Source organism: Dermacoccus sp. UBA1591, assembly GCF_002322065.1.
GTDB lineage: Bacteria > Actinomycetota > Actinomycetes > Actinomycetales > Dermatophilaceae > Dermacoccus > Dermacoccus nishinomiyaensis.
The window spans coordinates 1-11,603 of sequence record NZ_DCNR01000040.1; the positions used below are offsets into that span (position 1 = coordinate 1).

Below are 11,603 nucleotides of genomic sequence, written 5' to 3' on the forward strand. Positions count from 1 at the left end.
CTTCCGATCTCAGCGGGCTTGGGCGCGGACGGCGTCGCCGCGGCGGGTGCTGCCGGGGCAGCGTCCGACTCGGTCTTGGCCGCAGGCTTCGGGGTGGCGCTCTCGGCCGGCTTCGACGGCGCCGCGGGTGCGGCATCGGCCGGGGCAGCCTTGGGAGCAGGCGCCTTCGGGCCCGGCTTGGGGGCGCCGGGCTTGGCGGACGAACCGCCGGCCGGCTTCGGGGAGCTCGACGGCACGTCGGCGGCGTCGCCACCGGCCTTCGTCGGCTTCGGGGGGTTCTCCTTGATCTTGCGCACGACGGGCGCTTCGATCGTCGAACTGGCGGACTTCACGAACTCGCCCTGCGCCTTGAGGTGCGCGAGCAGTTCCTTGCTCTCGACTCCGAGCTCCTTGGCGAGCTCGTGGACTCGAACCTTGGCCACGTTTCTCCTGTCAGATGGTGACGGGCGGCCAAGGCTTCGAGCAATTGCTTGCCCGGAGGATCAGCCGACCGCCGAGGGGTAGGTGTTCATCGGTGAGAACTCATCGGTTGCTCATCGCGTCAAACCCGCTTTCGGTCATGGTGTGTTCGCCGTCGGGCGACGGCAGGCGGGCGATCTCGGCCGCCACGTGTTCCTGCAGCGTCGCGGTGTGGACCGCGGTGTGCAGACGAAGTGCTCGTGCCCATGCCCGACGCTTGGTGGCCTGTTCGAGGCACGTCGTGTCGGCGTGGAGCCAGGCTCCTCGACCGGGCATCGCCTTGCGCGAGTCGAGCACCAGGGTGGCGCCGTCCTCGCTCACTGCGATGCGCAGCAAAACGGAACGGCCGCCCTTGCCCCGGCACCCGATGCAGGTTCGCTGCGGTTCTGCGGGCCGGGAGAGCTCGACGTTCGGGATCGGCACGTTCACACGCACCCCACCTTCACATCTGTCACCGTTCAAGACCTACCCTACCCCCGCACAGCTCCGCGACGAAATGCGCGCACCCCGGCCACGCTCGATGGCCGGGGTGCGCGCGAGACGTCTGAGGGCGCGCGCTCAGCGGGCCGACTCGTCGTCACGCCCGCCGTCGGCGAGCGCGGTGTCGGGCCGGATGTCGATGCGCCACCCCGTCAGCTTCGCCGCGAGACGGGCGTTCTGGCCCTCCTTGCCGATGGCGAGGCTGAGCTGGAAGTCGGGCACGACGACGCGGGCGGCTCGGGCCTTCGGGTCGACGACCTCGACCGACTCGACGCGCGACGGCGACAGCGCCGCGGCGATGAACTCATCGGGCTGGCGCGAGTAGTCGACGATGTCGATCTTCTCGCCCTGCAGCTCGCTCATGACGGCGCGCACGCGCTGACCCATCGGGCCGATACAGGCGCCCTTGGCGTTGATGCCGGGCTTCGTGGCGTGCACCGCGATCTTGGTGCGGTGACCCGCCTCGCGCGCGAGCGCGGCGATCTCGACGCTACCGTCGGCGATCTCGGGCACCTCCATCGCGAACAGCTTGCGCACGAGGTTGGGGTGGGTGCGCGACAGCGAGATCTGCGGGCCCTTCGGGCCGCGGCGCACGGACACGACGTAGCAGCGCAGACGCTCGCCGTGACGGTAGGTCTCCCCTGGCACCTGCTCCGCAGTCGGCAGGATGCCCTCCACGGTGCCGAAGTCGACCTTGACGAACCGCGAGTCGAGGCTCTGCTGGATCGTGCCGGAGACGATGTCGCCTTCCTTGCCGATGAAGTCACCGAGGATGGCCTCGTCCTCGACGTCACGCATGCGCTGCATGATGACCTGACGGGCCGTACCCGCGGCGACGCGCCCGAAGTTCTTGGGGGTGTCGTCGAACTCGGGGCCGGGCTCGCTCCAGGTGCCGTCCTCCTGCTTCTCGCCGTCCTCGCGCGCCCACACGACGACATGACCCGTGCGGCGGTCGAGCTCGACGCGCGCCCGGCGGTAGGAGCCCTCCTCCTTCTGGTACGCGAGCAGCAGCGCCTGCTCGATGGCGGGGACGATGACGTCCATCGGAATCTCGCGCTCCCGCTCCAGGGCGCGCAGTGCAGCCATGTCGATGTCCATCAGACGTCCTCTCCCACGGCGTCGGCGTCGTCGCCGCGCGTGAATTCCACCTGCACCTTGGCGCCGGTGATCGATGTGTAATTGAGTCGGGCGGGCTCGGCGTCAACGGCCGCCCCCGCCTTCTTGCCGCCCTGCTCGGGCGTCACCTCCACCGTCTGGGCGTCGGCGCGGGTGATGCGACCGGCGACCTTCGACTCGTCGTCGAGGGTGACGGTGACGAGGCGGCCGACGTTGCGCGCGAAGTGGCGCGGCAGCGTCAGCGGACGGTCGGTGCCGGGTGAGCTGACCTCGAGGACGTAGGGCTGTTCGCCCATGACGTCGCTCGCCTCGAGTTCTGCGTCGATGACGCGCGTGGCGTCCGTGACCTCGTCGAGCGTGACGGGCTCGATCGATTCCTCGACCGCCGTCTCGAGGGCGACGTCGCGGTCGACGAGCACGCGCACGAGGCGGCGCTTGCCGGCAGGCACGACGGTGACGTCCTCGACGAGGAGACCCAGTGGTTCGAGCTTCGGCAGAATCGTGTCGATGATCGTCTGTTCCGAGTTGCTCACTCGCGCCTCCTGGAGTTGTCGCCGTGCCGTGCACCCGTCGCCCGCGGCACGAGCCGTGAGGTGACGAATGCGCAGGCGTCGTGCCTGCGCATCGCCCCTGAGTCTATCGTGACGCGCGAGGAGCCGTCGTCGCCCGAGACCGGAGCGTCCCGGCTCGCCGCAGGTCAGCCCTACGACGGCGCGAGGCCCCGACGGTGCAGCATGCGCCGCTCGATCGGGCCGAAGAGCAGCACCTCCACGGCCAACCCGACGACGAGCACGAGAACGATCGCGGCCATCACGGCTGGCATGTCCGAGTTCGCCTGCCCCTGGTTGAGCATCGAACCGAGACCGAATCCGAGCTTGGGCGACTGCACGATGAGCTCGGCGGCCATGAGGGAACGCCAGGCGAACGCCCAGCCCTGCTTGATGCCGCCGAGATAGGTCGGCATGGCCGCCGGCAGGAGGACGTGACGCACGAGTTGCGTGCGACTCGCTCCGAGGGCCCGGCCGGCTCGTTCGAACAGAGGCGGGACCTGATCCAACCCGCCGATCAATCCCATGGCGATCGAGGGCACTGCGGACAGCAGGATCACGGCGTACATCGTCGTGTCGCTGAGGTAGAACATCATGACGGCGAAGGGCACCCACGCGACCGACGGCAGGGACTGCATCGCTGCGAGCAGCGGTCGGAAGGCGCGCCGCGCCAGTCTCGCGCGGCCGACGACGAGCCCGAGTGTCGTGCCGAGCACGAGAGAGAGCGCGAAGCCCACCGCGCCGCGTCGCAGGCTGACCCAGATCGCGTCGAGCGCCTTCCCCGAGGTGAGGGAGGTCCACAGGGCCCGAGCGATGTCGGTGACCGGAGGGAGCACCCAGGCCGGTTTGACGTGTGCCCACACGAGAACCTGCCAGGCGAGGACCACGATCGCGAGCGCACCCAGCGGCGCTAGCACGGACAGCGGGTCGACGCGGCGTCGGCGCCGCGCCTGAGCCTGTTCGAGCGCGTCTAGTCCGGAGGTGACGTCGTCGTCACTGATCATCGATCTCGTGGGGCCGGGCGAGCGGTGCCGTCGGGCACTGGCCTCGAACGGATCCTCCTCGCGCATGTCGAACTCAGGCGTGGGCATGACGACTGATCTCCTCTCGCAGGCGCGAGGTGATCTCGCGGGACAGCTCACCGACGCCTGCGTCCTCGATGGCACGCGGCTGTGGCAGGTCGACGTCCCACGTCTGGCTGACGCGTCCCGGGCGCGAAGAGAGCAGGACGACACGTTGGCCGAGACGCACTGCTTCACGCACGTTGTGGGTGACGAAGATGACGGCCATGCCGTCGCGATGCCACACGTCGCTAAGTTCCCCGTGGAGCAGGTCGCGCGTCATGGCGTCGAGGGCGGCGAATGGTTCGTCCATGAGCAGCAGGCGCGCGTTCTGGGCGAGTGCGCGCGCGAGGGCGACGCGTTGGCGTTGGCCTCCGGACAGTTCGTGGGGTCGTCGATCCACTGCGCCGTCGAGCCGCACCGTCGCGAGCAGCTCCTGCGCCCGCTGGCGGCGTTCGGCGGAGGGCACGCCCCTGAATCGCAGGGGAGCCTCGACGTTCTCGCCGACGCTCAGCCACGGGAAGAGCGCGGAATCCTGAAACATCAGCGCCGGTTGAGGGCCGTCGACGTGCACGTCGCCCGCGCTGGCGGGTTCGAGCCCGGCGATGATCGACAGCAGGGTCGACTTGCCGCAGCCGGAGGCGCCGAGAACGCTGACGAACTCCCCCTGTTCGACCCTCAGGTCGAGCCCGCCGATCGCCTCGACGGCGTCGTCGCCCTGGCCGAGGACCTTGTGCAGACCGCGGATGTCGACGGCGGCCGGCTGTGCCGTCGAGCGTGCGTCGCTCGGCGGGGCGATCGGGTGTCGCTCGCCTGCCGTGGTGGTGTCGAACGTCATGTCAGCCCTTTCTGTGCACGCCGAGACCGGCGTCGGTGATCGCAGGCAGGGCGCGTGCAGCAAGGACCTGCCGGAGCGGGTCGAGGTCCGCCAACCCGCGCAGGTCGGGACGGACGTCGATGCCGCCCGTTCGCCACGTGTGTTCGGCGACCTGCGCGATGTTTGCCATCAACGGATCCCAGGAGAACTGCACGTTGTCCATGGCCCGCTCGGCGACCGATCGCTTCAACTTCTTGCCGCTGAGCTTGCCGATCTCGGCGTTGAGCAGCACACTCGCGGCGCCCCGATGGCTGTTGATCCATTCCACGGTCTCGACGTGGGCCGCCAGGAGCTGCTCCACCTGAGCAGGCGCGCGTTCGAGGTACTCCTGGGTGACGAGCAGGCACGTCGTCACGAATCGGTGGTCGGGCCACTGGGTGCGCTCGTCGACGAGCACGTGCGCGCCGGCTTCGACGACGAGGCGAGAGACCCATGGCTCGGCCTGGTAGCTGGCGTCGAGGCGCCCCTGGCGGAACTGATCGAGAGTCTGTGAGTTGGCCATCCACACGGTCTCCACCTCGTCCGCTCCCGGCCCCGTCGTCAGGTGGTGCTCGGCGAGCAGTGTCTTGAGGGCTACGTCCTGGGTGCCGCCGATCTGCGGCGTGGAGACGCTGCACCCACGCAGATCGTCGATCTTCTTCACTCCGGGACGAGCAACGAGCGCGGCGCCGTTCTCCGCTGCTCCGGCGAGGAGGCGCACTCCGGCGCCCTTCGTCCGCACCCACGCCGTGATCGCCGGGTTCGGGCCGAGGTAGGCGACGTCGATCGCGCCGGCGAGCATGGCCTGGACGGCGGCGGGCCCGTTGTCGAAGACCTGCCGCTCGATGGCCGTGCCGCCCAGGTGGCGCGCGAACGTTCCGCGGGCCATGCCTGCGAGGGCCACGCCGTGGGTCAGGTTCGAGAAGTGCCCCAATCGCAGGCGATGCGGGCTCGCCTCAGCCGCCCCGCACCCCGACAGGGCCGGTGTCATGAAGGGGGTGGCGAGGCCGGCGCCGAGGAGCGTCCGGCGCCCGATCTGGGGTGATCGGGCCCGGGATCGGTGTACGGCATCGACAGGTGCGTGATCGTCGCGCATGTCAGCCAGCCAGCCAATCCTCTTCGGGTTCGAGCTGCGCGGCGTCGTCGTCCGCACCCGAACCGAGCCCCGCACCCGACATGCCGGCTCCGAGCGTGGCGCCGCTCGCGGGATCGATGACGAGGAACGCGCCGGTCGCCCGGTGGCTGTCGTACGGGTCGAGCACCACGGGCTCGGCCAGACGCAGACGGACTCGTCCGATCGTGTTGAGCGTCATCACTGCTTCAGGGCCGGCTACGTGCCACGTGCTCGTCTCGACGTCCCACAGATGTGTGATGTCGTCGACGACCGCGCGCACCACCTTGGTGCCCGCCTTGACGAGGACGCGCTGACGGACACGCCCGTCCGCGGCCGCGAGCCACGCGAGCACTCCGCTCACCTCGGAGTCGGCAACCGGTTGATCGGGGTCGGCCACGAGCGACAGGACCTCACCACGAGCGACGTCAAGTTCGTCGCCCAGACGCACCGTCACTGACTCGCCCGCTACGGCCACCTCACGCGAGCCCACCGGAGTGTCGATCGCGACGACCCGGCTCGTCAGGCCCGAGGACACCGCGCGCACACGGTCACCGACGTGCAGGACGCCGGAGGCGATGCGGCCGGCGAGACCGCGATAATCCGGATGCTCGGCGGTGCGAGGCCGGATGACGAGCTGGACCGGCATGCGGAACGACTCGGCCCGCAGGTCATCGCGGACGGGTAGCGACTCGAGCAGGTCGAGCAGCGGCGGGTGGTCGTACCCGTCGGGGGCCGGAGCGACGACCCCCTCGCCCGTCAGCGCAGATAGCGCGACGACGCGGGGATCGCTGAGGCCCACCCTGTCGGCCAGGTCGATCGCCTGGGTCCGGACCTCGTCGAACCGCGAGCGCGACCACTCGAGGGCATCCATCTTGTTGACGGCGAAGATGACGTGCGGAACACGCAGCAGCGCCATCAACGCGGCGTGACGACGCGTCTGGTCGCTGACCCCGTGTCGCGCGTCCACGAGGACGACGGCTGCGTCAGCGGTGGAGGCGCCAGTGACCATGTTGCGCGTGTACTGCACGTGCCCCGGGGTGTCGGCGAGGACGAAGGTGCGCCGGGGCGTGGAGAAGTACCGGTACGCCACGTCGATCGTGATGCCCTGTTCGCGCTCGGCGCGCAGCCCGTCCGTCAGGAGAGCAAGGTCGACCTGCTCGGCGCCGCGCGAGGTGCTCGCGGCCACCATCGAGTCGTAGGTGTCGGCCAGGATGTTCTTCGTGTCGTGCAGCAGACGACCCACGAGGGTCGACTTGCCGTCGTCGACGCTGCCCGCCACGACGAGGCGGAGCTGGGAACCGGGCGAGGCGGTCGGTGCGTGCTCGGTGGACGAACGTGGTGCGTCGGCGGCACGGGTGGTCGTGGTCGTCATCTCTAGAAGTAGCCCTCTCGCTTGCGATCTTCCATAGCGGCCTCGGAGAGGCGGTCGTCGGCGCGGGTGGCTCCGCGCTCGGTGAGATGGCTCGCGGCGATCTCGGCGATGATGTCGGCGGTCGTGCGGGCCTCGGACTCGACGGCGCCCGTGCAGGAGCCGTCACCGACGGTGCGGTAGCGCACCGAGCGGGTGACGAGGGGTTCGTCGTCGCGCGGCCCGAACCAGGGCCCCGGCGTCAGCCACATGCCGTCACGCAGGAAGACCTGGCGCTCGTGCGCGTGGTAGATCGGCGGCAGCGCGACGTCCTCGGCCTCGATGTAGCGCCAGACGTCCAGTTCGGTCCAGTTGCTCAGCGGGAACACACGCGTGTTCTCGCCGGGGGCGTGACGGCCGTTGTAGAGGTTCCACAGCTCCGGACGCTGCCCGCGCGGGTCCCACCCTCCCATGGCGCTGCGCACCGAGAAGATGCGCTCCTTCGCGCGCGCCCGATCCTCGTCCCGGCGCGCCCCGCCGAGGAGGGCGTCGAAGCGTTCTGCCTCGATCGTGTCGACGAGGGGCACCGTCTGCAGGGGGTTGCGGGTGCCGTCGGGGCGTTCCTGCAGGCGGCCGTCGGCGATCCAGTCCTCGACCGCCGCGACGTGGAGGCGCAGGCCATGACGGGCGACGACCTCGTCCCGGAACGCGATGACCTCAGGCAGGTTGTGGCCGGTGTCGACGTGCAGCAGCGTCAGCGGCAACGGCGCGGGGGCGAGCGCCTTGAGTGCGACGTGCAGCAGCACTGCGGAGTCCTTGCCGCCGCTGAACAGCAGCGCAGGGCGTTCGAACTCGGCGATGACCTCGCGGATGATCTCGATGGCCTCGGCCTCGAGTGCCCGCAACGTCGACAGCTCGCCGGCGGGGTTCGTGGAGACGTCCGGTGGCGTCATCGTCTCGGTCATGCGGGTGTCCTCTCCTCGTCGATGAGACGCAGGATCTCGGCGAGGGATTCCTCGATCGAGCGGCCCTGGGTCTCGAGACGCAATTCGGGGTTGGTCGGAACCTCGTAGGGGTCGTCGAGGCCTGTCATTCCGGTGAATTCGCCGGCCTCGGCCCGGGCGTACAGGCCCTTGACGTCGCGTCGCGCGCACTCCTCGAGCGACGTTGCGACGAAGACCTCGAGGTAGCGACTACCGCTGCGCTCGTGGCGTGCGCGGTTCTCGGCGCGTGCATCGGCGTACGGGGCGATGACCGGCACGATCGCCCACACACCGTTGCGGGCGAGCAGGTCGGCGACGAAACCGACGCGCGTCACGTGGGTGTTCCGGTCCGCCCGGGAGAACCCGAGGCCGGCGCTGAGGGAGGTGCGCAGTTCGTCGCCGTCGAGCAGTTCGACGCGTTCGCCCCGCTCGCGCAGGGTGGCGACGAGGCGCTCGGCGAGCGTCGACTTGCCCGCTCCGGACAGGCCCGTGAGCCACACGGTCGCGGCGCTCATGTGTTGATCCCGCATTCGACCTTGTCGCGGCCCGCCCAGCGTCCGGCGCGCGCGTCCTCGCCCGGCGCCACCCGGCGGGTGCACGTGGCGCACCCGATCGAGGGGTAGCCCTGGGTGAGCAGCGGGTTCGTGACGATGGCGTGCTCGGCGATGTAGGCCTCGACGTCGGCGTCGCTCCACGCGACGATCGGCGCGACCTTGATGCGTTCGCGGCGCTCGTCGAAGCTGACGACCGGTGTGTCGCGCCGCGTGATCGCCTCGCTGCGACGCACCCCGGTGGCCCACGCCTCGTAGCCGTCGAGGGCCTCGTCGAGCGGGTGGGTCTTGCGCAGCGTGCAGCACAGATCGGGGTCGCGTTCGAAGAGGTTCGCTCCGTACGTCGCGTCCTGCTGCGCGACACTCTGGGACGGTTCGAGGGTGCGCAGCGTGACGTCGTACGTCGAGGCGACCGCGTCGCGGGTCTGCAGCGTCTCTTCGAAGTGGTACCCGGTGTCGAGGAAGAGCACGTCGACGCCGGGCAGGCTGCGCGACGCGAGATGCGTCAGCACGGCGTCCTGCATGGAGGTGGCCACGGCGAAGCGTTCCCCGAACTCCGCGGCCGCCCAATCGAGCACGGCGTCCGCCGGTGCACCGTCGAGCTGGCCAGCGGCCCGAATGGCGATCCGACGCAGCTCGTCGGGCTCGCGCACGACCTGCGTCATCGCAGCTCCTCCTCGTCGGCGCGGCGGGCCCAGTCGCCGAAGCTCTCGCCGCTCTCGCGTGCGGCTATGTACCGCGTCACGACGCGCTCGACGTAGTCGCCCAGCTCGCTCGCGGCGACCTTGTGGGCGCGCAGCTTGCGCCCGACGACGAGATCCTCGCCCAGGCCACCGCCGAGGTGGACCTGGTAGCCGGGCACCTGCTCGCCGGCGGTGTCGGTGATGATCTGGCCCTTGAGACCGATGTCCGCCACCTGGATGCGGGCGCAGCTGTTGGGGCAGCCGTTGAGATGGATCGCGATGGGGTGCTCGAGCTGGTCGTCGAGGTGCCCGAGACGCTCTTCGAGCTCGGCGACGAGGTCGTGGGCTCGCTGCTTCGTCTCGACGATGGCGAGCTTGCAGAACTCCAGGCCCGTGCACGCCATCGTCGCGCGGCGCCACGGCGACGGACGCCCGTCGAAGCCCAGCGGCCGCATCGTCTCGAGCAGCGGCTCGACGGCGTCGTCGGGCACGTCGAGGACGACGAGCTTCTGGTAGGCGGTCAGGCGCAGCCGGTCGCTGCCGGCGGCCTCCATCGCGTCGGCGACGCCCGCGAGCGCCGCGCCGCTCGTGCGCCCTGCGATCGGCGCGAACCCGACGAGGTTGCGTCCGTCCTTCTGACGATGCACACCGACGTGGTCGATCGTGTGCTTCGGCGTGGGCGCGGCGGGCCCGTCGAGCAGGGGGCGCCCGAGGTACTCGCGCTCCAGCACCTCACGCGTCTTGTCGGCGCCCCAGTCCTCGACGAGGTACTTGAGACGCGCGCGGTTGCGCAGCCGGCGGTAGCCGTGGTCGCGGAACAGCTTGACGGTCGCGAGCCAGACCTCGGGCACCTCTTCGAGCGGCACCCAGGCACCGAGGCGCAGCGCGAAGAACGCCTTCGTCGACAGCCCTCCCCCGATCTGCAGATCGAAGCCGGGGCCGTGGTCGGGGTGGACGACGCCGACGAAGCTGATGTCGTTGATCTCAGGGGCGGCGTCGGGCAGCCACGCGATCGACGACTTGAACTTGCGCGGCAGGTTCGCGAGATCCGGGTCGCCCACGTAGTTGGCCTTGATGAAGTCGATCGCGGGGGTCGCGTCGATCACCTCGTCGGGGTGCACGCCGGCCACCGGCGAACCGAGCGTGGTGCGCGTGCAGTCACCGCAGGCCTCGAGCGTGTCGAGACCGACGGCCTCGAGACGGCGCCAGATCTCCGGCACGTCCTCGATCGCGATCCAGTGGTACTGGATGTTGTTGCGGTCGGTGATGTCGGCCGTACCACGTGCGAAATCGGTGGAGATGCTCGCGAGCACCCGCAGCTGCTCGCGGGAGAGCTGCCCGCCGTCGATGCGCACGCGCATCATGAAGTACTCGTCGTCGAGCTCCTCGGGCGCCAGCGTCGCCGTCTTGCCGCCGTCGATGCCCTGCTTGCGCTGGGTGTACAGGCCCATCCAGCGCATGCGGCCGCGCAGGTCAGTGCCCGAGATGCTGTCGAAGCCCTCGCGGGCGTACTGCTCGAGGATGCGGGCGCGCACGTTGAGGGGCGCGTCCTCGGCCTTGAAGACCTCGTTCGGGTTGAGCGGGTCGAACTCGCCCTTGGCCCACTGCCCCTCGGGCTTGGCCGTGCGCTGCGTGGCGCGGGGACGTTCACTCGTCGTCGTCATCGTCCGCTCCTTCGTGGTTTCTCTCGGGCTCGAAGTACATAACCTTGTCTTCGGTTCAGCAAAACTGCAAATGATGGATCACGGGGTGTTCATCCTGTGGGAAGGCACGTTGAGCCTGACGCGCCCACGGTGCGTGTGGCGTCACCGCCCGCCGGAACGCGCGGCCAGTGCGTGCCAGACTGTGCCCATGCCCGATGCTCGTCTCACCCGCCGCACCGCGCTCGCCGCCGTCGTCCTCACCACCACGAGCGCATGCAGGCTGCGCGTGGAGAAGGACGCGCCCCTGCCGGGGCCGACGGCGGCACCGGCGCCCGATTCGGGCCCCCTCGAGGCTGTGCGTCGTCACCTCGTGGTCGCGATGAGCGCGGCGAGCCAGGAGACGAACCACCGCCGGGAGGCCGCCGACGCGCGCGGCGCCCACGTCGCCGAACTCAAACGACTCGACGCGACGCTGCGCGGCATCGGCGCGACGTCGCTGCCCAGCGTCAGCGCCACTGCGGCGCCCAGCGTGTCGGCGTCAGCGTCTGCGTCGCCATGGGCGTCGGCGTCCGGAAAGAGCTCCCGCGCGAGCGCCCCGGCGTCGTCGCCCTCGGCGAGCAGCAGCCCCGCCGCGACGGCGTGGACCCGCGCCGAGAGCGACTGGGTCTCCCCCGCGCTGTGCGCGAGCCTGCAGAAGGTTTCGGCGACATCGAGGCCTCTCGCCCTGTCGATCGCCGCGCGCGGGCTCAGCTCGCTGCCGG

12 protein-coding genes and 1 pseudogene are annotated in these 11,603 nt (G+C 70.2%); 1 reads left to right on the forward strand and 12 read right to left on the reverse strand.

The genetic code is table 11. The features are described from left to right. The 12 genes from B2284_RS03975 to B2284_RS04030 form a co-directional block, all read right to left on the reverse strand. Positions 1-422, reverse strand: a 422-nt coding sequence (locus tag B2284_RS03975; protein WP_286697224.1) for a translation initiation factor IF-2 N-terminal domain-containing protein, incomplete at its 3' end; no start/stop codon positions are given. Between the two features lie 100 nt (positions 423-522). After that, positions 523-888 (reverse strand): YlxR family protein, encoded by a 366-nt coding sequence (locus tag B2284_RS03980; protein WP_050786491.1) that lies wholly within the window; start codon positions 886-888, stop codon positions 523-525. Positions 889-1,017: 129 nt separating this feature from the next. Further along, positions 1,018-2,037: a transcription termination factor NusA gene (nusA, locus tag B2284_RS03985; RefSeq protein WP_006944857.1), complete on the reverse strand. Its 1,020-nt coding sequence runs from the start codon at positions 2,035-2,037 to the stop codon at positions 1,018-1,020. Further along, on the reverse strand, positions 2,037-2,588 hold the full coding sequence (locus B2284_RS03990) for a ribosome maturation factor RimP (protein WP_006944929.1): 552 nt from the start codon (positions 2,586-2,588) through the stop codon (positions 2,037-2,039). The genes nusA and B2284_RS03990 overlap by 1 nt, the downstream gene beginning before the upstream one ends. A 170-nt stretch (positions 2,589-2,758) precedes the next feature. Next, positions 2,759-3,694, reverse strand: coding sequence for an ABC transporter permease (locus B2284_RS03995; RefSeq protein WP_286697225.1), 936 nt, complete (start codon positions 3,692-3,694; stop codon positions 2,759-2,761). Continuing rightward, complete coding sequence (locus B2284_RS04000; protein WP_286697226.1) at positions 3,681-4,502, reverse strand: ABC transporter ATP-binding protein; 822 nt, start codon at positions 4,500-4,502, stop codon at positions 3,681-3,683. Before B2284_RS04000 ends, B2284_RS03995 begins: the two co-directional genes overlap by 14 nt. A 1-nt stretch (position 4,503) precedes the next feature. Beyond that, positions 4,504-5,616, reverse strand: a complete 1,113-nt coding sequence (locus B2284_RS04005; protein WP_074045571.1) for an ABC transporter substrate-binding protein — start codon at positions 5,614-5,616, stop codon at positions 4,504-4,506. 1 nt (position 5,617) lies between these two features. Continuing rightward, a complete protein-coding gene (locus B2284_RS04010) occupies positions 5,618-7,006 on the reverse strand; it encodes a sulfate adenylyltransferase subunit 1 (protein WP_286697227.1) in 1,389 nt (462 codons plus the stop codon). A 2-nt stretch (positions 7,007-7,008) separates the two neighbouring features. Next, on the reverse strand, positions 7,009-7,947 hold the full coding sequence (gene cysD, locus B2284_RS04015; RefSeq protein ID WP_006944913.1) for a sulfate adenylyltransferase subunit CysD: 939 nt from the start codon (positions 7,945-7,947) through the stop codon (positions 7,009-7,011). Continuing rightward, positions 7,944-8,480 (reverse strand): adenylyl-sulfate kinase, encoded by a 537-nt coding sequence (gene cysC, locus B2284_RS04020; protein WP_050786489.1) that lies wholly within the window; start codon positions 8,478-8,480, stop codon positions 7,944-7,946. Before cysC ends, cysD begins: the two co-directional genes overlap by 4 nt. Next, the gene (locus tag B2284_RS04025) at positions 8,477-9,181 is read right to left on the reverse strand and encodes a phosphoadenylyl-sulfate reductase (RefSeq protein WP_006944887.1); all 705 of its coding nucleotides are present in this window, start codon (positions 9,179-9,181) and stop codon (positions 8,477-8,479) included. Before B2284_RS04025 ends, cysC begins: the two co-directional genes overlap by 4 nt. Beyond that, positions 9,178-10,863, reverse strand: coding sequence for a nitrite/sulfite reductase (locus B2284_RS04030; protein WP_286697228.1), 1,686 nt, complete (start codon positions 10,861-10,863; stop codon positions 9,178-9,180). The genes B2284_RS04025 and B2284_RS04030 overlap by 4 nt, the downstream gene beginning before the upstream one ends. A gap of 187 nt (positions 10,864-11,050) precedes the next feature. Between B2284_RS04030 and B2284_RS04035 the strand changes: the two are divergent. Beyond that, positions 11,051-11,603, forward strand: a pseudogene (locus B2284_RS04035) (hypothetical protein); the annotation flags it as partial.